The organism is Marinibaculum pumilum, from assembly GCF_042646425.1.
GTDB lineage: Bacteria > Pseudomonadota > Alphaproteobacteria > Ferrovibrionales > Ferrovibrionaceae > Marinibaculum > Marinibaculum pumilum.
In genome coordinates, this window is the sequence record NZ_JBHRTR010000007.1 from 103,360 (window position 1) to 127,902 (window position 24,543).

A 24,543-nucleotide genomic window follows, 5' to 3' on the forward strand; every position below is an offset into this window, starting at 1 on the left:
CACCGACAGCCGCAGCGATGGCGCCGGCCGGCCGGTAGGGCCGGGTGGTCAGCAGGTATGGAGGGCCAATGGCCGACAACAAAGCCAAACGGAAAGGGCTCGGGCGCGGTCTTGCCGCCCTGCTGGGCGATGAGCCGGCGATCGTGGCCGCAGGCGCCGGGACGGACGGCGCCGGCGAGGGGGCCCGGATCGCACCGGACCGGATCCTCGCGGTCAGCGACCTGAAGCCCAATCCCTATCAGCCCCGGCGGCATTTCGACGAAGATGCGCTGGCTGACCTGGTGGAATCCGTCCGCGCCAAGGGCGTGCTGATCCCGCTTCTGGTACGCCCCCTGCCGGCCGGCACGCCGGCGGAGGGGGAGCGGTTCGAGATCATCGCCGGCGAACGCCGCTGGCGGGCCGCGCAGCGCGCCGGCCTGCACGACGTGCCGGTGGTCGTGCGCGAGATCACCGATGTCGCCGCCCTGGAAATCGCGATCGTCGAGAATGTCCAGCGCGCCGACCTGAACGCGCTGGAGGAGGCCCGCGGCTACCGGCGCCTGATGGACGAATTCGGCTATACCCAGGAAAAGGTGGCCGAGGCGATCGGCAAGAGCCGCAGCCATGTCGCCAACCTGATCCGGCTGCTGGGACTGCCGACGGAGGTGCAGTCCTACCTGTCCGACGGCCGGCTCTCGGCCGGCCATGCGCGTGCGCTGGTCACGGCGGAGGACCCTCTCGGGCTGGCGAAGAAGATCGTCTCCGGGGATCTTTCCGTGCGGCAGGCGGAGGCGCTGGCGGCCGGGGCCCGGCAGGGCGGCGCAGCGCCGAAGGGCAAGGGGAAGGGCCGCGCGGCGGCCGGCGGCGACGCCGATATCCAGGACCTCGAGGCGCGGCTGTCCAACGGGTTGGGGATGAAGGTCTCGATCCGGCATGGCGGGCGCAGTGGCGAGGTCCGGATCGCCTATGGCGGCCTGGAACAGCTCGACGCCCTGATCCAGGTTCTGGAGGGCGGCGCTGGTAGGGCAAGCGAAGCGGACGAGGACCCGATCGACGACGAAGAGCTTGCCGATGTGCTGGAAGCGGAGCTCGGCGCCCTGCGCGACGACTGATCCGGGCCCCGGACGACCCGAGGCGTACCGGATCAAACTTTGTCGACGCACGCCGTGAAATTCGATTAACGTATTGATTTTAAAAAGAAAAACACCACTGTCCAAATTTTGATAGGGCCGCGGCCGGCCGTCAGTAGCGCCGGCCCGCCCGGCTTCGTGCGGCCAGGGCGATTCGCAGCAAGGCCCGCCGGCAGATCGTCCGATCGGGCATCCCGGTGGTCTTGCAGTCGCGCTCCGCCTCCATCGCGATGTCGATCGCCTGCGACACCAGATCCGGGGACCAGATCGACAGCTGCCGTTTCATCGACGACCGGCGGCTGAAATGGACCCGCATCCGTCCGATCACCGAATCGTCGGGTTGCCCGCCACTGCGCTCCGCCGCGGCAAGCTGCAGCCGCTGCAGGTGGCGCTGCATGGCGCGGATCAGGGAGATCGGGCTCTCGGCCGCCAGGAAGCTGCGATCCAGCGCCTGTTCAAGACCCGCGACATCGCCATCGGCCGCGGCGAAGATCGTGTCGTCCAGGGTATGGGCGCCGCTGTCGCCGATCGCCGCGGCACAATCCTCCAGGGTCAGTTCCCGCGCCGCCCCGGCATAGAGAACCAGCTTCTCCAGTTCCCTGCGGCTGACCATCCGGTCGCTGCCCAGATGCTCCACCAGATAGCTGCGGGCGCCGGGATCGACGCCGATCCCGGCGCCGCCCAGCACCTCGTCGATCAACCGGTCCAGCCCGGCCCGGTCGTCGGCATAGCAGCCGATCGCGGCGCCGGACTCGGCGCCCTCGAATGCCTTGCGCAGGCTGGAGCGGGGGGTCAGCTCGCCGGCCTCGACCACGATGAGCGCGTCGCCCGCCGGTGCGTCCAGGAAGCCCGCGAACAGTTTTCCATGCTTGTCGCTGACACCGGAGATCATCACGACCCGGCGTCCGCCGCCGAACGCCATGGAGGCGGCCTCGTCCGCCAGGCGCGCGGGGTCGTCCGACAGGGTGTCCCCGGTCAGGGTCACCACCCGGAACGCATCCTGCAGGTCGTCCGTGACGGTGCCGGCCAGCTTCAGGGCGCGTTCGCGGACCAGGCCGCGGTCGCTGCCGAACAGCAACACCGCCTGGATGCCGGGATCCGGGCGGGCGATGAACCGGTCGGCCCGGGCGCCGGTCAGCTTCACCATCGCGCGGCGGCTCCTCCCTTACCGCGGCCGCTCAGCGCCGTTGCGGATCGGAGAAATAGACGCCGATGCGCAGCGACAGCTGTTCCGCAAGGTCGGCCGCTGCGCGCTCGCGCGCATCGTCATAGCCCGTCAGGTTGGCATAATCCGACCGCAGCACGTTGTAGGAGGCGACCGATTTCGCCGTGCCGTCGAACAGCCTGGTATTCTCCTCCAGGTCGACCACGGCGAAGGCCGCGAACAGGGTCAGGTTGATGCGGGTCACCTCGTCGCTGCGGGTGATCAGCACGCCCGATTCCGTCTCGCTCAGCGCCAGGTCCAGGCGATAGCGCTTTTCGACCTGGCGGCCGGAGGGGTTGAGCCGGTCGGCCAGCGGCACATAGACAAGCTGCGCCAGCCGGGAGCTGGGCCGCGGCAGCTGGATCTGCGCCAGTTCCGCCGGTGCCGCCGCGCTCGCCTGCTCGCCGTACAGCGGCCGGAAGCCGCAGCCGGACAGCAGGGCGGTCGCCAGGCCGGCGGCCGCGCCGGCGAGGATCCGCCGGCGGCTTGCCTCAGACCACGACATTGACGATCCGGTTGGGCACGACGATCACCTTGCGCACCGGCTTGTCGCCAATCGCGCGGCGGACATTGTCATTGGCCAGCGCCGCCTCGCGCAGGGTCTCCTGGTCCTCGTCGCGGGGCACCGTCAGGGTGGCGCGCAGCTTGCCGGCGACCTGCACGCCGATGGTCACCTGGTCCTGCGCCAGGAAGGCGGGGTCCGCCTTCGGCCAGGGCTGGTCCGCCAGCAGGCCGTCATGGCCCAGCTGCGACCAGATCTCCTCCGCCAGGTGCGGCATCATCGGTCCGATCAGGACCGCCATGCGTTCCAGCGCGCGGCGCAGCACCGCCGCATCGGCCGCGGTCAGGCCGCCCTTCGGCTTCGCCCCGGCCAGCAGGTTGGCGAAGGAATGGATCTCCGCCACCGCCTTGTTGAAGTGGAAGACCTCCAGGGTGGCGGTGACATTGGCGACCGCCTTGTGGGTGCCGCGCCGCAGCTCCGCCGCCCAGTCCGCCAGGTCCGCAGCGTCCAGGGCATCGGGGTCGATATCGTCCGACGCGGCATCGCGCAGCAGCGCCACCGCATCCTCCTGCAGCCGCCACAGCCGCTGGGTGAACCGCCAGGCACCGGCGACGCCGTCCTCGGTCCATTCCAGGTCGCGCTCCGGCGGGCTGTCGGACAGCATGAACCAGCGCGCGGTGTCCGCGCCGTACTGCTCGATGATGGCGCCCGGATCGACGGTGTTGCGCTTCGACTTCGACATCTTCTCCGACCGGCCGGCGGTGACCGGCCGGCCGTCGGCCACTGCCACCAGCGCGCCGGACGCATCCTTGGTCACCTCGTCCGGCGACAGCCAGCCGCCGCCCTCCGCACGGTAGGTCTCGTGGCAGACCATCCCTTGGGTGAACAGGCCGGCGAACGGTTCCTCCACCGCGATCTTGCCGACCTGGCGGAGCGCCTTCACGAAGAAGCGGGCATAGAGCAGGTGCAGGATCGCATGCTCGATGCCGCCGATATACTGGTCGACCGGCAGCCAGGGATCGACGATCTCCCGCGGCAGCGGGGTCTCCGCCCGCGGGCTGCAGAAGCGGGCGAAATACCAGCTCGAATCGACGAAGGTGTCGCAGGTGTCGGTTTCCCGCTGCGCCGGCCCGCCGCAGCTGGGGCAGTCGACATGCTTCCAGGTCGGGTGCGCGTCCAGCGGGTTGCCCGGCACGTCGAAGCGGACATCCTCCGGCAGTTCCACCGGCAGCTGCGCCCGCGGCACCGGGACCAGGCCGCAGGACGGGCAGTGCACCACCGGGATCGGGCAGCCCCAGTAGCGCTGCCGGCTGATCCCCCAGTCGCGCAGGCGATAGGTGATCGCACCGGTGCCGCAGCCCAGCTCCTCCAGCCGCGCGATCACCCGGTCCTTCGCCTCCGGCACGGTCAGCCCGTCCAAAAAGGCGGAATTGACGATCCGCGCCTCCTCGCCGTCGTCGACATAGGCCTCCGCGCCGATCCCGTCGGGCGCGCCGTCGGCGGCCTGCACCACCTGTCGCACCGGCAGCCCGTAGGCGCGCGCGAAGTCCAGGTCGCGCTGGTCATGCGCCGGACAGCCGAAGATCGCGCCGGTGCCGTAGCCCATCAGCACGAAATTGGCGATGTAGACCGGCAGGTCGCCATGGCTCCAGCCATCGCCCGCCAGCACGTGGCGCACCGTCAGGCCGGTATCGTAGCCGCGCTTCTCCTGCGTCTGCATCGCCGCCTCGGCGGTGGAGGTGCGGCGGCATTCCTCGATGAAGGCCTGCGCCGCGGGGTCGCGCGCGGCCACCTCCAGCGCCAGCGGGTGGTCCGGCGCCAGGGCGATGAAGCTCGCGCCGTACAGGGTGTCCGGCCGGGTGGTGAAGACCTCGACCTCGGCGATGCCGCCATCCGTGCTGCCGGGCGTCCGGCCGCTGACCGGAAAGCGGACCTGTGCGCCGCGCGAGCGGCCGATCCAGTTGCGCTGCATGTTGCGCACCCGGTCGGGCCAGCGCTCCAGCCGGTCCAGCGCCTCCAGCAGCTCGTCGTTGAAGGCGGTGATCCGGAAGAACCACTGCTCCAGCTTGCGCTTCTCCACCAGGGCGCCGGAGCGCCAGCCGCGGCCGTCGATCACCTGCTCGTTGGCCAGCACGGTCTGGTCGACCGGGTCCCAGTTCACCTCCGCCGCGCGGCGGTACAGCAGGCCGCCGTCCAGCAGGTCCAGGATCAGTTCCTGCTGGTGCCGGTAATAGCCGGGATGGCAGGTGGCCAGTTCGCGCGACCAGTCAAGCGACAGGCCCATGCGCTGCAGCTCGGCGCGCATCGCCGCGATGTTGCTGTAGGTCCATTCGCGCGGATGCACGCCGCGCTCGCGCGCGGCATTCTCCGCCGGCAGGCCGAACGCGTCCCAGCCCATCGGGTGCAGCACCGCGCAGCCCTGCGCCCGCTTGTAGCGGGCGACGACATCGCCGAGGGTATAGCAGCGGACATGCCCCATATGGATGCGCCCCGACGGATAGGGGAACATCTCAAGGACGTAGTAGCGCTCGCCCGGCGCATCGTCCGGCACCTGGAACGTGCCCTTCTCGCTCCAGACGGCCTGCCATTTCTCTTCGACTGTCTTCGCGTTGTAGCGCGACATCTTCTGACCTCGGGAATCACGGGTCCCGCGGGCGCGGTCCCGGCGGGAAGGCTGAACTCGGTCGTTGCACGGTCCGGCAACGGGCGGCGATCATAGGTGCACCCGCCCAGGCTTCAAGTATCGGCGGCGGCGGTCGCCGCTGTCAGCCGCCGGCCTTCACGGCCGCCTCTTCCTGCAGCCAGAGATCGCCGTAGGTGACGTCCTGCCATTGCGCGAACCAGGGCCCGCCGCGGGTGTAGTGCACCACCTTCGGCGGCGCGTCCGCCGGCGGCGCGCACCAGCCTTCCAGCCAGTTCCAGGTTTCCGGCACCGCCCCGATCAGGTTGTCCTCCAGCCACTGGAACTGGTGCAGGAAGGCGCCGGTCGAGGCATTGACCAGCTCCGGCGTCAGCACCGCATTGGCCGGATGGCCGCAATTGTACAGCACCATGCTGGACCAGTTCTTGCGCCGGTAGCGGGTCTGCACCGCGCCATCCATCTTCACCGTTTCCGGCGGGCGGTGATCATGATGCACGCACATCACCGCGAACCTGTCGTCGCGCAGGTCGTACAGTTCGGCGATATCGCCCAGCCACAGGAAATCGCAGTCGCAGAACAGGGCCCAGCCGCGGAAGCCGGCCAGATGCGGCACCAGGAAGCGGGTATAGGTGAATTCGGTCGAGGCAAGCGGATCCTTGTCCCGCCAGTACAGGCCCGCCGACCGCAGCTCCTCCTGCACCAGGGGCGCCACCCGCACCGGCCGGCTGGCATGGCGCTCCGCCGAGTGGCGGCAGACCTCGTAGGCGATCGCCTCCCGGGAATCGAAGCCGACATACAGGGGGATCTCATCGCTCATCGTCAGGCTCCTCTGCCGCCGCCCGGCCGTCGCGCAGCAGGCCGGACAGGATATCGGCGGCGCGCGACATCACCTGCGGCCAGGCCTCGTCCTGTCCCTGCCGGACCAGGCGGGCGGTCGGGTACCAGGGACTGTCGAGCCGCGCCCGCTGCCAGCGCCAACTCGGCGCCGCGGGCACGACGGCAAGGCAGGGCCGGCCCAGCCCGCCGGCCAGATGCACCAGCGTGTTCGCCATCGAGGCGACGGCATCGGTCGCGGCAACGGCTGCGGCCAGTTCGTCCAGGTCGCCGGCCGGGTCCGGGCCGTCGACGACGGTCATGCCGTAGATCTCCGCCGCCGCCGCAAACCGCGCCGCAGCGTCGGCGCCGTATTGCATGTTGACCCAGACAAGTCCAGGCAGGCGCAGCACCGGCGACCAGTCCTCCAGGGTGGCGCCGCGGCGCCGGCGCTCGCCCGGCGTCACGCCGCCGCGCCAGGACAGGCCCACGATCGCGCCGCCGGCGCCGCCGGCATCGCGCCAGCGGGCCCGCCAGTCCGCAACCGCCTGCCGGTCCGCGGCCAGGAAGGCGGGCCTGGCGGGAAAATCCGCCTCGCGCTGCCTGTAGTGCCGCGGCAGGTCGCCGATCGGCAGCGCCGCCGTGGCGGAAGGTGGCGGGTTGGCCGCCGTCGTCACCCGCAGTCCGGGAAAGGACCGCGCGAAGAGCGGCGCCAGCCGCGGCCCGGTCTGCAGGGTCACCTCCGCCCCGGCGGCCAGAAGGTCGGGCAGGCAGCTGGCGAACATGATCTCGTCGCCGGGGCCCTGCTCCGGCCAGACGAACAGGTGCCGTCCTGCCGGGTCGTCGCCGTTCCAGGCCGGCAGCCCGGTTTCCTGCGCCGGCGTCGGGAAGTCCGGCACCTGCCAGCGGCTGACATAGCCGTCCCAGCCCGCCGCGTAGCGACCGCAGAGCAGGTCATGCAGCGCGCGGTTCCAGCGCAGCTGCGCCTGCTCCGGCGCGGCGGCGGCGGCGCGGTCGAACATCTCCGTCGCGGCTTCGTCGTCGCCGGCTTCCTGCAGGACGGTGGCGAGGCCGATCACCGCCGGCGGCCAGGACGGGTCGTCGCGCAGGGCGGCGCGATGATGGGTTTCCGCGGCGGCCAGATCGCCCAATGCCTGCCGGGCATGGCCGGCATGGAGCTGCGCGCCGCGATGCCCGGGGTCCAGGCCGATGGCCCGCTGCAGCATGGGCAGGGCCTGCTCCGGCCGGCCATCGGCCAGCAGCGCGGCGCCCAGAAGCGACAGCAGCTCGGCATCGGCGGATGGCGCTTGGGCCGGTGCGGACAGCAGCGCGGCCGCATCGGCGGGCCGCCCCGCCTCCAGCAGGGCGGCGGCCTCCGATCCGGCAAGCCCCTCGACCATCGGCGGGCCGCCGTCGCGGGCGGCGGCGAACCAGGGCAGCGCCGCCTCTGCCCGGCCGGTGGCCGCCAGATGGCGGGCAAGGCCGGCCGCAAGGCGCCGATGCCCCGGCGATCCGGACGGCTGCGTCGCCAGGCCGTCCCGCCAGGCCGCATCCGCCTCGGCCTCGCGGCCGGCGGCGGCCAGGGCAATCGCCCGGTTCTCGTGCGCCGGCAGGTGGTTCGGGTCGCGGCGGATCGCCTCCGCCAGGGCATCCGCCGCTTCCGGAAACCGGCCGAGCCCGTGCAGCACGACGCCGCGGCCATAGGCGGCCTGGGCCAGGCCGGGGGCGCGGCGCTCCGCCTCCGCGAACGCAGCCAGGGCGTCCTCTGCCCGTCCCGCCTGCTGCAGGGCGGCGCCCAGGCTGCAGGCAAGGCCGGCATCCCTGCGGTCGAGACGCATGGCTTGGGAAAAGGCGGCCGCTGCGGCCGGCGGATCGCCAAGCTGCAGCCGCGCTGTGCCGCGGAAGGCATGCACCGCGGCCTGCATGGGCGCCGGCAGGCGGGCCAGCGCGGGCGCCGACTCGAAGGGCCGCAGCAGGTCGAGCACCTGAGCCGGCCGGCCGTTGGCCAGCGCCTGCTGCGCTGTGGTCAGGATCGTGCGCGGATCGCGGCCGCCGGAACCGTTTCGCGCACCGCGCCGCTCAGCCACGGACAGGCAGCCTCCCGGTTCCGCGGACTCAGCCGCCGGCCTGGTCGATCCGCAGCTGGCGGGCGCGGGCGAGGATCGCGTTCTCGAGGTTGGTCGCCGTGTCGTCGGCCACCGGCTCCTGCAGCCAGTCGCCGCCGTTGCGGCGCTGGCGGAAGACAGCCACCTTCACCCCGTCGGAGCGCAGGGTGCGGTCCAATATATAGACGGTCATCTTGAACCGTTCGTCGGGCGATGCCGGCGGCGTGTACCAGTCGGTGATGATGACGCCGCCGAACGGGTCGGCGGAGGCCAGCGGCATAAAGGAGATGGTGTCCAGGGAGGCGCGCCACAGGAAGCTGTTCACGCCGATCCCGCCGCCGCCGCCGCTGCCGTCGGCGGCATCGCTGCCGCCGCCGAAGATCGACAGGCCGCCGGGACCGAACACCGTATTCTGCTCGGTACGGCCGCTCGGGTCGTAGCGGTTCCGCCCGACCTTCTCCGGATAGCTGTATTCCACGTCGCCGGATTCGCAGGCGCCAAGGAGCAGCAGGGCGATGGCAGAGGCTGCCACAAGTCTTATCGATGCCGCATGCATGGAGCGATTCTCGTCGTCCCTTCTGAAGCAGGGGTGATGACGCCGGTGCCTGTGCGCCCCTTCGGGGCCTGCACGGTGCAGCAACGGTGCCGCGCCGACGCGGCCCGCAACCTACGCCTCTATCCCCGCGCGGCAAAGATACACCAGATAAAGGGGGCCGGAACGTCTTCTTCCCCAAATATGACACCCTGCCGGGGATGCGCAATAGCCGGGGCGATTCCGCCCGCCATGGCAGCGGGATTCCGCCGGGGAAGCTTGGAATCCCAGGCCGCGCGGCGTCATGTGACGCAACTGTCACAGTGCGCGGATTTCACCACAATGCCGCCCAGCGATTTGTTGACGGGGAAAGGGGGCCGATGGCCTTATACGCCTCGGGGTGCGAACCGGAGCGCGGTTCGTCATTGTTAGCAACGTTCGTCGCTACGCACATTGGAGATAAACAGCATGAAGAAGGTCCTCTACGGCACGACGGCTCTGGTCGCTGCCGGCGTTCTGGCCAGCGCTTCTGCGTCCGCCCAGGACAAGGCCGGACCGGTCGAGCTCAAGGTCGGCGGCTACATGGCCGCCCACATGGCCTATACCGACCAGGACACCGGCGCCACGCAGGCCGTCGGCGATCGTCGCAACTTCGGGTTCTTCCGCGAAGGCGAGATCATCTTCAAGGGTCAGACCCGTCTGGACAACGGCCTGCTGGTCGGCGTGAACGTCCAGCTCGAGGCCGAGGACTCCACCGACCAGATCGACGAAGCCTACATCTTCTTCGACAGCCCGTTCGGCCGTGTCGAGTTCGGCGCGACCGACCAGGCCGCGTCCAAGATGTACTACGGCTCGCCGAGCTTCATCCCGGGCTTCAACCCGGCGATTCAGAACTTGGTCGACTGGAACTCGAACGCGGCCACCGCGAACGTCTCGTCGATGAACCTGATGCTCTACAACTTCAACGACGCAGAGCACATCACCTACTACACCCCGCGCTTCTTCGGCTTCCAGATCGGTGTGTCCTACACCCCTGAGAACTGCCAGGCGGGTAACAACGAGGCCGGCGGCGGCCTGACCACCCCGCGGGGCTGCGGCGGTGCCTATGCCGGCCAGATCGCCAACAAGGTGTCCGGTCAGCAGTCCGACCTGTTCGATATCGCGGCGAACTACGTGAACTCCTTCAACGGGTTCGACGTGGCGGTCTATGGCGGTTGGCAGGGCTCCACCCTGGACGTGGAGAACAACAACGGCCTGACCCCCGGCTCGATCGTGACCGGCGGCAACGAGGCGATCCGCGCCTGGGGCGCCGGCGCTCAGCTGGGCTATGCCGGCTTCTCCGTCGGCGGTGCCTACAAGAAGCAGAACACCGGCCTCTTCGCCAGCACCGGCGGCAAGAACATGGACCAGACCTCCTGGACCGTGGGCGTCGGCTACAAGACCGGCCCGTGGGGCATCGGCATCGACTACTCGCAGATCAAGCAGGAGCAGGGCGTGCTGATCGGCGCGGCCGGCACCATCGCTTCGGCGACCGACGTTGCGGGTGAGGACGAGGGCACCTTCCTCCAGATCGGTGGCACCTATCTGGTCGGCCCCGGCATCACCGCTTTCGTCGGCGCCACCCACGCCACGATGGACGATGGTTCCAACGGCGTCGTCGCCGGTACCACCAATTCGGTGGACAACACCGCGACGGTGTTCCGCGTCGGTACGAACATCAACTTCTGATCCTCGTACCCACAAGCTTCGGGTCTTCGGGCCCGGGAACGGGGGCGCTTCGGCGCCCCCGTTTTTTTTGGACGGCTGTCCCTCTCGGCCATCCCGCGCCGCTCGGCTGGGCGGCGGGCCGGGCCGGGCACGCGGCGGCGGGGCCAGGACAGGCCCATCCCGGCAATACCGGCCGCGGACGATGTCGCAGTGCAACATGATCCAGATCCGGATTCTTCTCCGGCAGATCCGGAGCCGGCGCCATGCCTTCCGATCGGACATGTCCGCATCCCATTCTGCCTACGTATGCAGCTTGCGGGCATGCGGCGCCCATATTGTATGCAGCGCCACGCTGCTGTGTTGTTTCAGTCACTGCAGCGTCACAAAGATGCGCACCTGCTAGGCAAAAGTCTTTTTTTGCACCGCAAGATATGGCCCTATGCCGACATGGAATGCGGGCTGCTGCATGGGGGCGGGCCCTGTCGTGACGAGAGGTTTAGCAATGCGCGGAACTCTTTTGGCCACAACGATCCTGGCCGGAACGGCCGTGATGGCCGCGGGCGCTGCCCAGGCGCAGGACAAGGCGGGGCCCGTCGAGCTGACGGTCGGCGGCTACATGCAGGGATATATGAACTATGCCTCGCAGTCGGATGGCGCGGGCCCGGACAACGTGTCGGGCACGGCTGATGACGCGCCGGGCCATAACCGCCGCAATTTCGGCTTCCTGCGCGAGGGCGAGATCCACTTCACCGGCCGCACCGTGCTGGACAACGGCCTGCGGGTCGGCGTCCATGTCGAGCTGGAGGCCGAGGACGACGTCAACCAGATCGACGAATCCTATGTCTGGTTCGAGAACAATCTGGGCCGCATCCAGTTCGGCAAGGCCTATCCGGCGTCCTACATCATGTTCTACGGCGCGCCGACCCCGGTCGACGGGCTGGGCATCAACACCCCGAACTTCCTGCCGGTGAACTCCTCCAACTCCTCCGGCGTCGGCAACCTGATCTCGACCCCGGCGACCTATGTGGGCGTCTCCAAGGTCGAACATCTGACCTACTTCACCCCGCGGATTGTTGGCATCCAGCTGGGCGTGTCCTATGCCCCGACGGCCTGCCAGGCGGGCAATGCCGGCACCAATGCCTGCGGCGGCTCCTATGCCGGCCAGCAGGTCGCCAACGTCGCTGGCCAGGCCTATGACCAGCTGTCGGTGGGTGCCAACTACGTCAACACCTTCGGCGGCTTCGATGTCGGCGTCTATGGCGGCTACATCCAGACCGAGAACGGCGTGGCCGCCGGTGCGATCGGCACCAATACCGGCGACATGAAGCAGTGGGGCTTCGGCGCCAGCGTCGGCTATATGGGCTTCACCCTGGGCGGCGGCTATCGCAAGAGCGAAGACATCGGCATGACCCGCGGCCTGGACGGCTGGGACTGGAACGTGGGCCTGACCTACACCACCGGGCCCTGGACCGTCGGCGGCCAGTACGGCCAGACCGAATACGACCTCGCCCCGCGGACCGACGACTTCAACGGTGCCTCCGTCGGCGCCCAGTACGAGCTCGGCCCGGGCATCAATCTCGGCGTGGCGGTGCAGTATTTCGACTGGGGTACCAATTCCACCAATCCGGCGATCAGCGTGCCGGCCACGAACGAGGCCTGGAACGTCTCTGCGGGGACCTCTCTCACCTTCTGATCGGGTCCCCCTTCGAACCTGTGACTGCCGGATCCGCGACCTGCGGATCCGCGCTCCACGGATCGCACCCAAGATCGCCGGCCCGGAGGCAGCCCCTCCGGGCCGGCTTTCTTTTGCCCGGCAGCATGATGGCCGGCACCGGCGATCACGGAATCTGTTGCAGTCATGCCGCACTGCACATGAAACGACGTCGAGTCATCCCCGCGTCACGAAAGCTTAGCAAAACCCGCCTAGGGTCCAGTCATCGGACAAGGTCGATGGATTCGTCGAGGCGGATCGGTCGGCAGCTTCAATTTTCGCAGTGGGCGGAGGGGATTCGATGCGGAAACACCTGCTTGGCGCGACAGCGCTGGTGGCGGCGGCAGCCCTGGGGGCGACCGCGGCGGAAGCCCAGGACGGCGGCAAGCCGATCCAGCTGGGCATGAGCGGCAATATGTACGGCTTCTTCAGCGTCGTCAGCCAGGACGACGGCATCGGGCCGGACAATGTCTCCGGCACCGCCGACGACGCGCCCGGCCACGACCGCCGCAACAACGGCTTCAGCCGTCGCGGCCGCATCCACTTCACCGGCAAGACCACCCTGGACAACGGCCTGCAGGTCGGCGTCCAGGTCCGCCTCAACGCATTGGATTGCCGCGACCAGATCGACCAGTCCTACATCTGGTTCAGCTCCCAGTTCGGCAAGGTCGAGTTCGGCAAGGCGAACGGCGCCGGCGACGAGATGTTCATCGGCGCACCGAACCCGGTGCCCCATCTGGGCCTGAACACGCCGGACATCCTGGTGGTCAACCAGACCAACAGCTTCGGCAACGGCAACCTGGCCGCCACCCCGGCGACCATCGTCTATACCAGCAAGCGGGAGCGCCTGAACTACTTCACGCCGCGCTTCTTCGGCATCCAGCTTGGCGTGTCCTACACCCCGGTGAATTGCTCCCAGGGCAATGGCGGCAGCCGGCCCTGCGGCGGATCCTATGCCGGCCAGTTGCAGGACAACCTGGCCCGCGGCTATGACATCATCGAGACGGCCGCGAACTACGAGAACAGCTTCGGCGGCGTCGATGTCGGCCTCTATGCCGCCTACTTCACCAGCAGCAACGGCAACGGGATCACCCGGACCGTCGGCGTCGGTGGCACCGGCGAGGAGAGCCAGTGGGGTGTCGGCGGCCAGCTCGGCTACCAGGGCATCGCCTTCGGCGGCGGCTATCGCCGCAGCTTCGACGACGGCTACAACCCGGACCAGGACAGCTGGGACTGGAATGTCGGCCTGACCTACACCACCGGCCCCTGGGAGGGCGGTGTGATGTATGCCAACAAGAAGACCAAGTATATCGGCCAGGAAGACACCTTCGACGGCGTGTCCGTCGGCGGCTCCTACCTGCTCGGCCCCGGCATCTCGCTGATCGCCGGCGTGCAGTACTACGATTGGGAGACCAATTCGACGAACGCGGCGATCCAGAGCTACTCGACCAACAAGGCCTGGAGCGCCTCGATCGGTACCAGCGTCGACTTCTAGCCGACGCGGCGACGAACGCACCCCCGAAATGGCAACCCGCCGCGGCCCGGCCGCGGCGGGTTTGTCTTTTTGCCGCCGATGCCGATATCCCTTGCCCCGCTTCAGGGATTGCGCTTAGACAGGCCCATGGCTGGCATCATCTGGCTCGCGTCCTATCCGAAATCCGGCAACACCTGGCTGCGCGCGTTCCTGCACAACCTGCTGCGGGATCCCGCGAAGCCGATGGACATCAACCAGCTCACCCAGTTCACCCATGGCGACACCCTGCGGCACTGGTTCGACCGTGCCGCCGGCGAATCGATCGAGGGCTGGAGCGAGGAGCGGATCGCACAGCTGCGACCGGAGGTCCACAGACTGATCTCCGAAAGCTGGCCGGATTCGGTCTTCGTGAAGACCCACAATGCCCTGGCGCAGCACAATGGCGTGCCCCTGATCACCATGGAGTACACGACCGCGGCGATCTATGTCGTCCGGGACCCGCGCGACGTGGCGATCTCGATGACCCACCATTTCGGCCTGACCCTCGATCAGGCCATCACCATGATGGGCAACGAGGCGGCGGCCACCGCGATGACCGACCTGAACGTGCAGCAGTTCTACGGCACCTGGTCGGAGCATGTGGAGAGCTGGACGGACCAGGCCGGGCAGAGCCTGCATGTCGTCCGCTACGAGGATATGCACAGCCGGCCGCGTGCCGCCTTCGGCGGGGTGGTGCAGTTCCTTGGCCTGCCGCCCGATCGCAAGCGCCTGGACAAGGCGATCCGCTTCGCCTCCTTCAAGGTCCTGCAGGGTCAGGAGCGGAAGGAGGGATTCCGCGAGAAATCCGTCCACGCCGATGCCTTCTTCCGCTCCGGCCAGGTCGGCCAGTGGCGGCGGATCATGACCCCGGAACAGGCGGCCGCGATCGAGACGGCGCACGGCACCGTCATGCGCCGCTTCGGCTATCTCTGATCCGTTCCGCCACCTGCGGCCGCGCGGCGTCGCGCCAGGTCGGCCATGACATGCTCGCCCAGGGCGGCCGGCGCCGCCCGCAGCGATGCGATGCAGGGCACCGACTCCCGGAACAGCCGCTCCACCGACCGCGGGTCCGGCCGGTTCGGCAGGGTCGGCAGGTCGGACACCGGCGCCTCCAGCGACCCCATGCAGCCGATCCGGCCGTCGCGATGCTGGCGCACCTTGGCCAGGCCGCAGGGCGCCGTGCACCAGGGGCCGGAGAAGGGGATGGTCCAGCGGTCCAGGTTGGAGAAGCGGCCCTGCAGCACCTCGCCCGGAGCGGAGCTGTAGACCGCCACCCCGGGGGTGCCGAACAGTTTACTCATATGGGCCGGGCCCGAATCGGCGAACACCGCGTAGTCGAAGGCGCCGACCGCCTCCAGCAGGTCACCGATCTTCGGAAAGACGTCGACGATCCGGCAGCCGGCAGGCAGCAGCGGCGCCACCGCCTGGCGGTACAGCCGGCCCTGCTGCTGGTTGGCGTTCAGGCAGACGGTCACCTGCCCCTCGGGTGCCAGGCGCCGCGCCAGGTCGGCGCAGACCTCCACCGGCAGGGTCCGCAGCGGCGAGGAGGCCAGCGGCAGGATGCCGATCTCCAGCGGCCGGTCCGTCGGCAGGGCGCGTGCCTGCGGTCGGTACCGCTCCGCGGGCTGCAGGCCGAAGACCGCCAGCAGCTGGCTTTCCATGTCGACCGGCCAGATGTCGATATTGCCGCGGCCTTCCAGCTGGCCGAAATCGACGACGATGTCCCAGCGCTTCAGCTCGGCTCGGCCGATCCACAGGGTATAGACCGTGGCGACCCCCGCCGTCAGGTAGATGTCGGCGGTGGACCGCGCCCCGAAAACGCCGATCGCCCGCGCACCGCTCTGCTCGGCGAAGGCCTGCAGGAACAGCACCGTCCCGACATTGTCGCCCAGCGCCCCGCTGGGCAGCAGGAAGAGGACCCGCCTGTTGCGGAAGTCCGTCTCGCCCCAGGCGGGGAACGGCAGGCAGGGCAGGCTGCTCTGCTCCTCGACGATCCGGAAGACCTGCGGATTGCGCAGGATCACGTGCTGCAGGAACTCGTCCGACGAGGTCAGGTAGCGCTCCCCGGCGCGCCCCTCCTGACCGGCCTCGGGCCGGCAATTGTGCTGGTTGAAGGAGAATGGCTCGCGGGCGGCAAAGGTCAGCATCTGGGTGCTGGACGGCACGGTCGCAGGGCCGCCCCGGCGCGCCGCCGCGCCTCCCGCCCTCCGGTCGCGGTCGCGCCGCTCCGTCCCGCGCTGCCCGGCGCGGCGGCTCATGCCGGCTTCACCGCCCGCAGGACGATGGTGGTCTCCGCAATCACATTGTTGTAGAGCCGGGATGCTTCCATCACGTCGCGCTGGCTTGCCTCGCCGCGCGCGATCCGGTCCCGCCACAGCCGGTCCGGCACGATATTGACCGACTGCAGGGCGAAGTCGACCTCCAGATACAGGGCCAGCGGCGTGTTCGCGGAGCCCGCCTTCTGCCATTCCAGGCAGCGGGCGCGGGAAAAGAGCTCCAGTCCCTGCGGGGTGATCGGCCGCACATGGGTCGGGTCGTTCAGGAACTGGTCGTGCCGGGGGTGGGGGACGGTGATCGTGACCTCGGCGCCGTCGCGGCAGACCCGGTAGAGTTCCTTGACGATTCCCAGATAGACCGACGTCTCCGCGCCCAGATGCTCCAGCACGTGGCGCAGCACCACGGCCTCGGCGCTGCCGTCCGGCCAGGGCCAGGGCAGGGCCTCCAGGTCCACGACCTGGTCGGGCGCGCTCGCCGCCTCCTTGTCGACATTGATCCAACCGTCCATTTTCTTGGATCCGCAGCCGAGGTTCAGGCGCATGCGATCCTCCGGGGGCAGGTATCGGCCTGACGCGGACCAGGACGGGGCCCGGGGCCGTATACTGCACGGCGGCAGGCGGGGGACCCGGCCGGCATGTCCCGGTCGCGGCGCGACCGGGTGAGCGGGTCTTGGGGGAGGATGGCAGATGACGGCGCGAACATGGCCGAGAACATAGCAAAGACTGGCGACGAGGCGAGGGGCGATGCCGGCGATATCGCCGGCAGTCTGGCCGCGGTGCGCGACCGCATCGCCGCCGCCGCGGCCCAGGCCGGACGGCAGGCGTCCGATGTCACCCTGGTCGCGGTGGCCAAGACCCGTCCCGAGGCCGATGTCCGGGCCGCCTGTGCCGCCGGCCAGCGCGTCTTCGGCGAGAACCGGGTGCAGGAAGCGCAGGGAAAGTATCCCCAGGTGCGGGCGGACGTGCCCGACCTGGAACTGCACCTGATCGGCCCGCTGCAGACCAACAAGGCCGCCGATGCCGTTGCCCTGTTCGATGTGATCGAGACGGTCGACCGGCCGAAGCTGGCGACGGTGCTTGCCCGCGAGATGGAGAAGGCCGGCCGCCGCCCGACCTGCCTGGTACAGGTCAATACCGGGGAGGAGCCGCAGAAAGCCGGCGTGGCGCCTGCCGAAGCCGATGCCTTCATCGCGCAATGTCGCGACGAGCTCGGACTGCCGGTCGCAGGCGTGATGTGCATCCCGCCCGCGGACGAGGAGCCGGCCATGCATTTCGCGCTGCTGAAGAAGATCGCCGATCGCAACGGCCTGGCGGTGGTGTCGATGGGCATGAGCGCGGACTACGAGACCGGGATCGCCCAGGGCGCCACCCATGTCCGGGTGGGCAGCGCGATCTTCGGTGCCCGCGGCTGACCCCCCTTGCCGCAAGCGATATCCAAGCTTTGCCGCGGCCCCGCGCATCGGCCGGGGTCAGTCCGGGAGGGATCCCCTGCCTTGTACGAGGACCAGGTCGCCGGCCCGCATCCGCGCGGCAATCCGGCGCAACACAGGCAGCGGCACGGCGATACAGCCGGCGGTCGGGCGCAGGCCGGGCCGGGCCACATGCATGAAGATGGCGCTTCCCGCGCCGGGCCGCGGCGGCGAATCGTTGTAGCCCAGCTCGATCACCAGGTCGTAGAGCCGGTCCGGCCGCTGCAGCCGCTCGGCACTGCCGGCGATCGGCAGGCGGACCCGACGGTTGTAGGCGGGATGATCCGGCTGGTCGCACCAGCCGTCCCGCGGCCCGGTCGGACGCACCGCCAGGCCGCTGCGCGGCGGGAAGAGGCGGCCGGGCCGGTAGTACAGCCGTCGCACCGGCCACAGCCCGGCCGGCGTGGCGCCGTCGCCCTCCCTTTTGCCGGTCCGGACACCGCCCTTGCCGAGAGCGCAGGCGGTGGCGATGCCGCGGCCGGCCAGGATGCCGATCCGGCCGGCGCCGCAGGGGGTGACCCGCCAGGTCGCGGCGCCGCCGCCGAACCGGTCCGGGCCTGGCGGCGGATCCCCGGCCGATGATCGCCCTTCCCGGACTGCGCCGTGCGGGCCGCACGGACTATCTGCTTCTGGCATTGCTGTCCCTGCAATGGAGCACGGCCTACCTGTTCATCGATCTTGCCGCCGACGACGTGCCGCCGGCAACGATCTCTGCCGTGCGCAATCTGGGCGGCGCGATCGCGCTGCTGACCCTGGCGCGCATTCTGGGCGAACGCTTCCCCCGCGACTGGCGCATGCTGGCCGTCTTTCCGGTGACCGGCTTCCTGGGCAGCTTCCTGCCCTTCGTTCTGCTGGGGCGCGCCGCGCAGAGTGTGGATTCCGGGCTGATCGCGATCCTGGTGGGCTTCATGCCGCTGGCCGCCTTCATCGCGGCGCATCTGCTGACCGAGGACGAGAAGCTGACCGGCCGGCGCCTGCTGGGCATCATGGTCGGCATGGCCGGCATCGTGTGGCTGGTGGGGCCCCAGGCGCTCGAGAGCCTTGGTGTCGGCAGCGAGGCCCAGATGATCGGGCAGTTCGCCGCCCTTGGCTCCGCGCTGTCATGGGCGGTCGGCAACCTGGTGGCGCGGCGGATCTCCGGCGTGCCGCTGGTCACCGCCGCCGCCTGTGTCCTGCTGGGCGGTTCCCTCTACGCGGTGCCGGCGTCGCTGGTCTTCGACGCGCCCTGGACATTGGAGCTTTCGGATACCGCAATCATCGGCCTGGTGGGCCTGACGTTCTGGACCAGTGCCTCTGCCAGCATCGTGTTCGTGCGGCTGGTCACCACGATCGGCGCGACCTTCGTGGCGTGGAGCAATTTCGTGAACCCGGTCCTGGGGGTGATCTGGGGGGCGCTGTTCCTGGGGGAGGCCCTGCCCTTGCGGGCATTCCTGGTGCTGGGGCTCATCCTGCTGGGCATCGCCGTGGCACAGCTGCCCCTGGCGGCGATCTTCCGGCGCCGCCCGCCGGGAGGCGCAAAGCCGTAGGGGTCAGTAGCTGACGTCGACGCTGGGCGCGGCCGCCTGGGCGGCGGCACCGCGCTGGCGGTAGACCTCGTTTGCCAGGGCCTGCGCGGCCATCTGCGGCGAGGCCGGGACCGGCGAGGCGACGACATCCGCCGTGCCGAGGCCGTACCAGCGCCGGCCGCCGCGGGAATCCCCGTCCAGCGGCATGTAGGTATGGCTGCCGGGGCGGGCGGGTGCCGTGAGGGCGGCCTGCTGCACCTGGGCCTGAGGCTGGGCCGTCTGCGACTGGCCCTGCGCCTGGACCGGCGGCCGCCCGGCATCGGCATCGGCAACGGAGGGCGGGGGCGGGACCTGGGCGCCGGCCTCAGCTGGCGTCGCCTGGTTCAGGGCCTGGCCGATCCGTGCGCGCATCGCCGCATCGGGCGAAGCGACCAGGCCGCTGGCGGCCATGGCCTTCTGTGCGTGGCGCAGCCGGGCATCCAGGTCTGGCGGCAGGGCCGGCATGTCGGTTGCCTGCGCATTGGCGATGCGGCTCAGGGCCGCGGCGCCCGGGTTGCCGCCCGGGTTGGCGCTCGGCATGTCGTTCTGTGCCGCCGGTGCCTGGCCCGCTCCGGCCTGCGCCGGATCCAGCGATGCCACCTGGGCCGGCGGCACCGTCTGCGACGGAGCGGCAGCCTGTGGCGGCGCGGCGGGGGCATCGGCGCCGGAGGCCGGATGGGCGCTCCTCGCCCGGAACATGGCGCCTGCGTCCAGGGCGGCGGCATTGGCGGCTGCGGTCTGCGATGCGGCCGCGACAGCCGGCTGCCGCCCGGCATCCGCCGTTGCCGGGCGTGTTGCGGGCTGGGCGGCCGCCAGGGCCGCGGCAACACTTGCCTGGTCGCCGGCGGAGGTTGCGGAAGCGGCCTGGGCGGCGGCCGGCGCCTTGTCGGCCGCACCGTCCTGCGCGGCACCGGCCAGCTGCACCTGCCCGACGGTCACGTCGCCCGACGGCGCTTCCTCATCGTCGCCGATCATCGCCATGACATGGCCGCCGATCGAATCGCCGGTAACGGCCTCGAAGGCGGCGTTGGCGACCGAACCGGCGGCGCCGATCACGCCGCCGAACAGCAGGCCGCCGACGACGGAGGGACCGGTGGCGATCTTGTCGCCGGTGAGTTCGGTATAGATGGAGCCGACGACCGGAATGTGATGCAGCGGGTTGATCGCATCCAGCAGCGAATCGAAGGTCAGGCCCTCCGCACCGAACAGCGCCTTCTCGGCCGCGGCGTCATGATAGATGCCGCGCGCCTCGGGCCGTTCCAGGGCCTCGCCGTAATAGCCTTGCTCTGCCAGTGCCGGGGTCAACATAGCGCATAACTCCTCGGCAGATCCCTTCGCAGGATTCGGGCCAAAGAGAGAGCTATTTGAAATCAATGACTTGGCGGATGTCTGCTGTGACGGTGCAGGAAGTGCCGGGCAGATCCGACCGGGCAGGCTCCCAGCGGGGCGGGCTGCGGGTACCGCCGGGCCGGCTAGAGATAGTGGCCGGACTTCTTGCGCTTGGTGTCGAGATAGAACTCGTTATGGGCGTTCGCGGCGAAGGCCAGCGGCACCCGCTCGGCGACGGTGACGCCGCAGGCTTCCAGCCCCGCCACCTTGTCGGGATTGTTGGTCAGCAGCCGCACCGCGTCGAAACCGAGGAGGCGCAGCATCTCCGCCGCCGGCAGGAATACCCTTTCATCCGCGTCGAAGCCGATCCGCAGGTTCGCCTCCACCGTGTCGAAGCCCTGGTCCTGGATCCGGTAGGCGCGCAGCTTGTTGATCAGGCCGATGCCGCGCCCCTCCTGTGCCAGGTAGAGCAGCACGCCGCCGCCGGCGGCATCCATCTGCCGGATCGCGCCGCGCAGCTGCTCGCCGCAGTCGCAGCGCATGCTGCCCAGCAGGTCGCCGGTGAAGCATTCCGAATGGATCCGCGCCAGGACCGGCGCATGCCGGTCCGGTTGGCCGACGATCACCGCCAGATGCTCCGGTCCGCCATCGGCCGGCCGGAAGGCCTGGATCCGGGCCTGGGCGGCATCGTGCAGCGGCAGGCGCACCGGCTGGCCGAGCGGCTTCAGCGACCGGGCCGCATATTCGTCATGCGCCAGCACGGTCTTCGGATCCAGCGCGATCAGGTCCAGTCGTCCGGCCAGCCTGTCTGCCGCCTCATCGGTCGCGGCCACCACCATCGCCGGCAGCAGCTGCGCCAGTTTCGCCAGCTTCACGGCGGCAAGGGCCGCCTCCCCCGGTGGTTCCCGAAGCCATTCGAAGGGCCCGATCAGCGGCCGGTCGAGGTCGGTGGCCGGGTCGGCCAGGTCGCGGAGGGTCCGGGCGTCCATCTCGGGGATCACCCGCACGCCGACCACCGAATGGCCGGTGCGCTTGATGTGCAGGACGGCCGCCCGGGCCGCCGTGACGAATGTCCGCACGTCGGCCTGCCCGGACCCGTCCCGGCGGGCGGCCTCGCGCAGGGTTGCCAGGGCCGGCGTGTCCAGATGCTCGGCGGCATGGGCCAGCAGCGCGCCCTGTCCGGCTTCGACCACGACCGGCAGGCCGCGCCGGAGGTCGGCGAGCGCCCGGCCGATGCGCCGATGCTGGCGGGTCGCCTGAAGGGAAGGCGCGAAGCCTTTTGCGGGGATCATGGCTGCATGCTACGCGGCCGGCACCATGTGCTGCAACGCCGGGAAAAAGCGCAGCCCGGACAATGATTTTTCCAATGCTCATGCCTCGGCGGAATTGTAGAGTGGGGGCCGGGAACGTACATGGCCCCGGCGGGCCGGACGGTGGAAATGACATCTGACAAGACCCTGGAGGAGGGAATCTTCACCGACTTCGAGGGTCGGATGTCCTATTCCGACTATCTGTGCCTCGACAAGGTGCTCGCGGCGCAGCGCCCGGTGTCGGACAGCCATGACGAACTGCTGTTCATCACCATCCACCAGGCGACAGAGCTGTGGATGAAGCTGATGCGCCATGAGGTGCTGGGCGCCACACGCAGCATTGCCGCCGACGACCTGCAGCCGGCCTTCAAGATGCTGGCCCGGGTGTCCCGCATCCAGGCGCAGATCATCCAGTCGTGGGACATCCTGTCCACCCTGACGCCCGCCGACTACCTGGCGTTCCGCGACCGGCTGGGACAGGCCTCCGGCTTTCAGTCCGCCGGCTACCGGCTGCTGGAATTCGCGCTCGGCAACCGGGACCGGTCCCTGCTGGCGCCGTTCCGCCACGATACCGCGATGCATGCCGAGCTTGCGGCGGCGCTCGCGGCGCCCAGCATCTATGACGAGGCCGTGCATTGCCTTGCCCGCTCGGGCTTCGAGATCGCCGAGACGGTGCTGGCGCGCGACCGCACCCAGACCTGGCAGGAGGACCGCACGGTGCTGGACGCCTGGCGGCAGGTCTATCGCGACGTCGACCGCCATTGGGACCTCTACCAGCTGGCGGAGAAGCTGGTCGATGTCGAGGACTGGTTCCAGCAATGGCGGTTCCGGCACCTCAAGACTGTCGAGCGGATCATCGGAATGCGGCGTGGTACCGGGGGCTCGGCCGGTGTCACCTACCTGAAAAAAGCGCTGGACTTCGCGTTCTTTCCTGAATTATGGGCGCTACGAACCGAGTTGTGAGGGAGGGTTGCATGGCTGCGGTCTGGCTTGAGTACGACCAGGAAGCGCTGGACGCGCAGTACAACAACCGTCTGGCGGTGCCGACGGTCCAGAACCATTTCGACAACTGGAAGGCGTGGAGCGCCGGCACCCGGGAGGCGCTGAACTGCCGGCTGAACCAGTCCTATGGCCGGACCGGTGCGGAAAAGCTGAATATCTTTCCGGCACCGCGCGGCAATGCGCCGATCCAGCTGTTCGTCCATGGCGGCTACTGGCAGTCGATGGACAAGTCGGACTTCGACTATATCGCGGAAGGGCTGGCGCCGCTGGGCGCCAACGTGCTGGTGGTGAACTACGGCCTGGCGCCGAACGTCGGCATGGACGATATCGTCCGGCAGATCCGCTCCGCCTGCGCCTGGGCCTGGCGCAATGCGAAGGACTTCAACGGCGATCCCAACAGGATCTTCATCTCCGGCCATTCCGCCGGCGCGCATCTCGCCGCGATGGCGGCGCTGACCGACTGGCAGGCCTTCGATCCGGAACTGCCGCCGGACCTGGTGAAGGGGGCCTGCTGCGTCTCCGGCATCTACGAGCTGGAACCGATCCGGCTGTCCTACCTGAACGCCAACCTGCAGCTCGATCCGCAGAGCGCGGCGCGCAACTCGCCGCTGCAGATCCTGCAGGAGGACAAGCGCCGCCTGCCGCCGGTGTCGATGGTGTTGTGCGTGGGCGGCGACGAGAGCAAGGAGTTCAAGCGCCAGCAGGAGGCGTTCGGCGCGGCCTGGACGGGCCGCGGCCTGGCCTGCGAGGTGATCCCGCGGCCCGGACTGCATCATTTCAACGTCATCGACGAGCTGGCCGACCTCGATAGCCCCTTGAACCTTGCCGTACTGCGCCAGATGGGGTTGTAGTACCGCCGTACCGTCCAGAAGTACGGCCCTGCAGGGAGGCACCGGCATGGCGCGCGCAAGACAGATCCTGCTGATCGACGATGACGAGATCCTCCGCGATTCCCTGGCGGAGCAGCTGGAGCTGACGGGCGAATTCGCCACCGCCTGCGCCTCCACCGGCGCGGAGGGCATCGCCTCTGCCGGCAGTGGCGATTTCGAGGTGATCCTGCTTGATGTCGGCCTGCCGGACAGCGACGGCCGCGAGGTCTGCCGACAGCTGCGCGAGGCCAAGGTGGCGGCCCCGATCATCATGCTGACCGGCGCCACCGGCGACGAGGATACCATCACCGGCCTCGATGCCGGCGCAAACGACTATGTCACCAAGCCGTTCAAGTTCAACATTCTGCTGGCCCGCATCCGGGCCCAGCTCCGCCAGCACGAGCAGAGCGAGGACGCCGTCTTCGGTATCGGTCCCTATACCTTCAAGCCCAGCGCCAAGCTGCTCGTCGACGACGAGCGAAAGGGCAAGAAGATCCGGCTGACGGAGAAGGAGACCGCGATCCTCAAATACCTGTATCGGGCGGAGGGTGCGGTGGTGGGGCGCCAGACTTTGCTGACCGAGGTCTGGGGCTACAACGCGGAGGTCACCACGCATACGCTGGAGACCCACATCTACCGGCTGCGCCAGAAGATCGAGCGGGACCCGGCCAGTGCCGCCATCCTGGTGACGGAGCCGGGTGGCTACCGGCTGGTGCCAGGTACCGCCGCGCACGGCGGCTGAACGGACGGCGGGCTGAACGGAGCCGGGGCTTTCTCCGCCGCCGCGTGGCCGGCCTTCTTCGCCCAACCAGCCATTTTCGCCCAGCTAGGTCGTAAACTCATAAATTTGTAGCATGGGATTGCGAACAGTGATTCAAGCTCCGTGAGGAGGAGCTTTGATGAGCCA

At 69.4% G+C, this 24,543-nt stretch carries 21 protein-coding genes; 10 read left to right on the forward strand and 11 right to left on the reverse strand.

What is annotated here, in order from left to right; translation table 11 throughout:
• The first annotated feature begins 68 nt into the window (after nucleotides 1–68).
• Nucleotides 69–1,091, forward strand: coding sequence for a ParB/RepB/Spo0J family partition protein (locus tag ACFOGJ_RS02915; RefSeq protein WP_379897982.1), 1,023 nt, complete (start codon nucleotides 69–71; stop codon nucleotides 1,089–1,091).
• 130 nt (nucleotides 1,092–1,221) lie between these two features.
• On the opposite strand, the gene holA is transcribed toward ACFOGJ_RS02915, so the two are convergent.
• From holA to ACFOGJ_RS02945, 6 genes are all read right to left on the reverse strand, one after another.
• Nucleotides 1,222–2,256, reverse strand: a complete 1,035-nt coding sequence (gene holA / locus ACFOGJ_RS02920) for a DNA polymerase III subunit delta (RefSeq protein WP_379897984.1) — start codon at nucleotides 2,254–2,256, stop codon at nucleotides 1,222–1,224.
• 31 nt (nucleotides 2,257–2,287) lie between these two features.
• On the reverse strand, nucleotides 2,288–2,818 hold the full coding sequence (locus ACFOGJ_RS02925; RefSeq protein WP_379897986.1) for a hypothetical protein: 531 nt from the start codon (nucleotides 2,816–2,818) through the stop codon (nucleotides 2,288–2,290).
• Complete coding sequence (gene leuS / locus ACFOGJ_RS02930) at nucleotides 2,805–5,438, reverse strand: leucine--tRNA ligase (protein ID WP_379897988.1); 2,634 nt, start codon at nucleotides 5,436–5,438, stop codon at nucleotides 2,805–2,807. Before leuS ends, ACFOGJ_RS02925 begins: the two co-directional genes overlap by 14 nt.
• Before the next feature lie 142 nt (nucleotides 5,439–5,580).
• The gene (locus tag ACFOGJ_RS02935) at nucleotides 5,581–6,273 is read right to left on the reverse strand and encodes a hypothetical protein (protein WP_379897990.1); all 693 of its coding nucleotides are present in this window, start codon (nucleotides 6,271–6,273) and stop codon (nucleotides 5,581–5,583) included.
• Entirely contained in the window at nucleotides 6,263–8,356 is a 2,094-nt protein-coding gene (locus ACFOGJ_RS02940) for a tetratricopeptide repeat protein (protein WP_379897992.1), read from the reverse strand. Before ACFOGJ_RS02940 ends, ACFOGJ_RS02935 begins: the two co-directional genes overlap by 11 nt.
• Before the next feature lie 28 nt (nucleotides 8,357–8,384).
• Complete coding sequence (locus ACFOGJ_RS02945; protein WP_379897994.1) at nucleotides 8,385–8,906, reverse strand: DUF3576 domain-containing protein; 522 nt, start codon at nucleotides 8,904–8,906, stop codon at nucleotides 8,385–8,387.
• A gap of 468 nt (nucleotides 8,907–9,374) precedes the next feature.
• Here ACFOGJ_RS02945 and ACFOGJ_RS02950 point away from each other — a divergent pair, with 468 nt between their 5' ends.
• The 4 genes from ACFOGJ_RS02950 (at nucleotide 9,375) to ACFOGJ_RS02965 (ending at nucleotide 14,770) form a co-directional block, all read left to right on the forward strand.
• Nucleotides 9,375–10,634, forward strand: a complete 1,260-nt coding sequence (locus ACFOGJ_RS02950) for a porin (protein ID WP_379897997.1) — start codon at nucleotides 9,375–9,377, stop codon at nucleotides 10,632–10,634.
• A gap of 481 nt (nucleotides 10,635–11,115) precedes the next feature.
• Nucleotides 11,116–12,306 carry a porin gene (locus tag ACFOGJ_RS02955; protein ID WP_379897999.1) on the forward strand — a complete coding sequence of 397 codons (1,191 nt, stop codon included), beginning with the start codon at nucleotides 11,116–11,118 and terminating at the stop codon, nucleotides 12,304–12,306.
• Between the two features lie 319 nt (nucleotides 12,307–12,625).
• Nucleotides 12,626–13,819, forward strand: coding sequence for a porin (locus ACFOGJ_RS02960; protein ID WP_379898001.1), 1,194 nt, complete (start codon nucleotides 12,626–12,628; stop codon nucleotides 13,817–13,819).
• A 126-nt stretch (nucleotides 13,820–13,945) separates the two neighbouring features.
• A complete protein-coding gene (locus ACFOGJ_RS02965) occupies nucleotides 13,946–14,770 on the forward strand; it encodes a sulfotransferase domain-containing protein (protein ID WP_379898004.1) in 825 nt (274 codons plus the stop codon).
• Here ACFOGJ_RS02965 and ACFOGJ_RS02970 read toward each other — a convergent pair.
• Nucleotides 14,761–16,095, reverse strand: coding sequence for a glycosyltransferase family 9 protein (locus ACFOGJ_RS02970; RefSeq protein ID WP_379898006.1), 1,335 nt, complete (start codon nucleotides 16,093–16,095; stop codon nucleotides 14,761–14,763). The two genes, ACFOGJ_RS02965 and ACFOGJ_RS02970, sit on opposite strands and share 10 nt — an antisense overlap.
• Nucleotides 16,092–16,622: a class I SAM-dependent methyltransferase gene (locus ACFOGJ_RS02975; RefSeq protein WP_379898008.1), complete on the reverse strand. Its 531-nt coding sequence runs from the start codon at nucleotides 16,620–16,622 to the stop codon at nucleotides 16,092–16,094. The genes ACFOGJ_RS02970 and ACFOGJ_RS02975 overlap by 4 nt, the downstream gene beginning before the upstream one ends.
• A gap of 192 nt (nucleotides 16,623–16,814) precedes the next feature.
• Here ACFOGJ_RS02975 and ACFOGJ_RS02980 point away from each other — a divergent pair, with 192 nt between their 5' ends.
• On the forward strand, nucleotides 16,815–17,525 hold the full coding sequence (locus tag ACFOGJ_RS02980) for a YggS family pyridoxal phosphate-dependent enzyme (RefSeq protein ID WP_379898010.1): 711 nt from the start codon (nucleotides 16,815–16,817) through the stop codon (nucleotides 17,523–17,525).
• 57 nt (nucleotides 17,526–17,582) lie between these two features.
• On the opposite strand, the gene ACFOGJ_RS02985 is transcribed toward ACFOGJ_RS02980, so the two are convergent.
• Nucleotides 17,583–18,218 carry a L,D-transpeptidase family protein gene (locus ACFOGJ_RS02985; protein WP_449288569.1) on the reverse strand — a complete coding sequence of 212 codons (636 nt, stop codon included), beginning with the start codon at nucleotides 18,216–18,218 and terminating at the stop codon, nucleotides 17,583–17,585.
• Between ACFOGJ_RS02985 and ACFOGJ_RS02990 the strand changes: the two genes are divergently transcribed.
• Complete coding sequence (locus tag ACFOGJ_RS02990; RefSeq protein WP_379898013.1) at nucleotides 18,161–19,108, forward strand: DMT family transporter; 948 nt, start codon at nucleotides 18,161–18,163, stop codon at nucleotides 19,106–19,108. The genes ACFOGJ_RS02985 and ACFOGJ_RS02990 overlap by 58 nt on opposite strands.
• A 3-nt stretch (nucleotides 19,109–19,111) precedes the next feature.
• Here ACFOGJ_RS02990 and ACFOGJ_RS02995 read toward each other — a convergent pair whose 3' ends face one another.
• Nucleotides 19,112–20,434, reverse strand: coding sequence for a hypothetical protein (locus ACFOGJ_RS02995; RefSeq protein ID WP_379898015.1), 1,323 nt, complete (start codon nucleotides 20,432–20,434; stop codon nucleotides 19,112–19,114).
• 164 nt (nucleotides 20,435–20,598) lie between these two features.
• On the reverse strand, nucleotides 20,599–21,747 hold the full coding sequence (ribA, locus tag ACFOGJ_RS03000) for a GTP cyclohydrolase II (protein ID WP_379898017.1): 1,149 nt from the start codon (nucleotides 21,745–21,747) through the stop codon (nucleotides 20,599–20,601).
• Between the two features lie 147 nt (nucleotides 21,748–21,894).
• Here ribA and kynA point away from each other — a divergent pair, with 147 nt between their 5' ends.
• Genes kynA through ACFOGJ_RS03015 form a run of 3 tightly spaced genes read left to right on the forward strand, consistent with a single transcriptional unit; the run spans nucleotide 21,895 to nucleotide 24,378 of the window.
• Nucleotides 21,895–22,728, forward strand: a complete 834-nt coding sequence (kynA, locus tag ACFOGJ_RS03005) for a tryptophan 2,3-dioxygenase (RefSeq protein WP_379898020.1) — start codon at nucleotides 21,895–21,897, stop codon at nucleotides 22,726–22,728.
• Between the two features lie 11 nt (nucleotides 22,729–22,739).
• A complete protein-coding gene (locus ACFOGJ_RS03010) occupies nucleotides 22,740–23,618 on the forward strand; it encodes an alpha/beta hydrolase (RefSeq protein WP_379898021.1) in 879 nt (292 codons plus the stop codon).
• A 46-nt stretch (nucleotides 23,619–23,664) separates the two neighbouring features.
• Entirely contained in the window at nucleotides 23,665–24,378 is a 714-nt protein-coding gene (locus tag ACFOGJ_RS03015) for a response regulator transcription factor (protein ID WP_379898023.1), read from the forward strand.
• The last annotated feature ends 165 nt before the right edge of the window (nucleotides 24,379–24,543 follow it).

Coding starts and splice junctions, on each gene's coding strand:
- ACFOGJ_RS02915 (WP_379897982.1), top strand. CDS start 69: ATGGCCGACAACAAAGCCAAACGGAAAGGGCTCGGGCGCGGTCTTGCC.
- holA (WP_379897984.1), bottom strand. CDS start 2,256: ATGGTGAAGCTGACCGGCGCCCGGGCCGACCGGTTCATCGCCCGCCCG.
- ACFOGJ_RS02925 (WP_379897986.1), bottom strand. CDS start 2,818: ATGTCGTGGTCTGAGGCAAGCCGCCGGCGGATCCTCGCCGGCGCGGCC.
- leuS (WP_379897988.1), bottom strand. CDS start 5,438: ATGTCGCGCTACAACGCGAAGACAGTCGAAGAGAAATGGCAGGCCGTC.
- ACFOGJ_RS02935 (WP_379897990.1), bottom strand. CDS start 6,273: ATGAGCGATGAGATCCCCCTGTATGTCGGCTTCGATTCCCGGGAGGCG.
- ACFOGJ_RS02950 (WP_379897997.1), top strand. CDS start 9,375: ATGAAGAAGGTCCTCTACGGCACGACGGCTCTGGTCGCTGCCGGCGTT.
- ACFOGJ_RS02955 (WP_379897999.1), top strand. CDS start 11,116: ATGCGCGGAACTCTTTTGGCCACAACGATCCTGGCCGGAACGGCCGTG.
- ACFOGJ_RS02960 (WP_379898001.1), top strand. CDS start 12,626: ATGCGGAAACACCTGCTTGGCGCGACAGCGCTGGTGGCGGCGGCAGCC.
- ACFOGJ_RS02965 (WP_379898004.1), top strand. CDS start 13,946: ATGGCTGGCATCATCTGGCTCGCGTCCTATCCGAAATCCGGCAACACC.
- ACFOGJ_RS02970 (WP_379898006.1), bottom strand. CDS start 16,095: ATGAGCCGCCGCGCCGGGCAGCGCGGGACGGAGCGGCGCGACCGCGAC.
- ACFOGJ_RS02975 (WP_379898008.1), bottom strand. CDS start 16,622: ATGGACGGTTGGATCAATGTCGACAAGGAGGCGGCGAGCGCGCCCGAC.
- ACFOGJ_RS02980 (WP_379898010.1), top strand. CDS start 16,815: ATGGCCGAGAACATAGCAAAGACTGGCGACGAGGCGAGGGGCGATGCC.
- ACFOGJ_RS02990 (WP_379898013.1), top strand. CDS start 18,161: ATGATCGCCCTTCCCGGACTGCGCCGTGCGGGCCGCACGGACTATCTG.
- ACFOGJ_RS02985 (WP_449288569.1), bottom strand. CDS start 18,218: ATGCCAGAAGCAGATAGTCCGTGCGGCCCGCACGGCGCAGTCCGGGAA.
- ACFOGJ_RS02995 (WP_379898015.1), bottom strand. CDS start 20,434: ATGTTGACCCCGGCACTGGCAGAGCAAGGCTATTACGGCGAGGCCCTG.
- ribA (WP_379898017.1), bottom strand. CDS start 21,747: ATGATCCCCGCAAAAGGCTTCGCGCCTTCCCTTCAGGCGACCCGCCAG.
- kynA (WP_379898020.1), top strand. CDS start 21,895: ATGACATCTGACAAGACCCTGGAGGAGGGAATCTTCACCGACTTCGAG.
- ACFOGJ_RS03010 (WP_379898021.1), top strand. CDS start 22,740: ATGGCTGCGGTCTGGCTTGAGTACGACCAGGAAGCGCTGGACGCGCAG.
- ACFOGJ_RS03015 (WP_379898023.1), top strand. CDS start 23,665: ATGGCGCGCGCAAGACAGATCCTGCTGATCGACGATGACGAGATCCTC.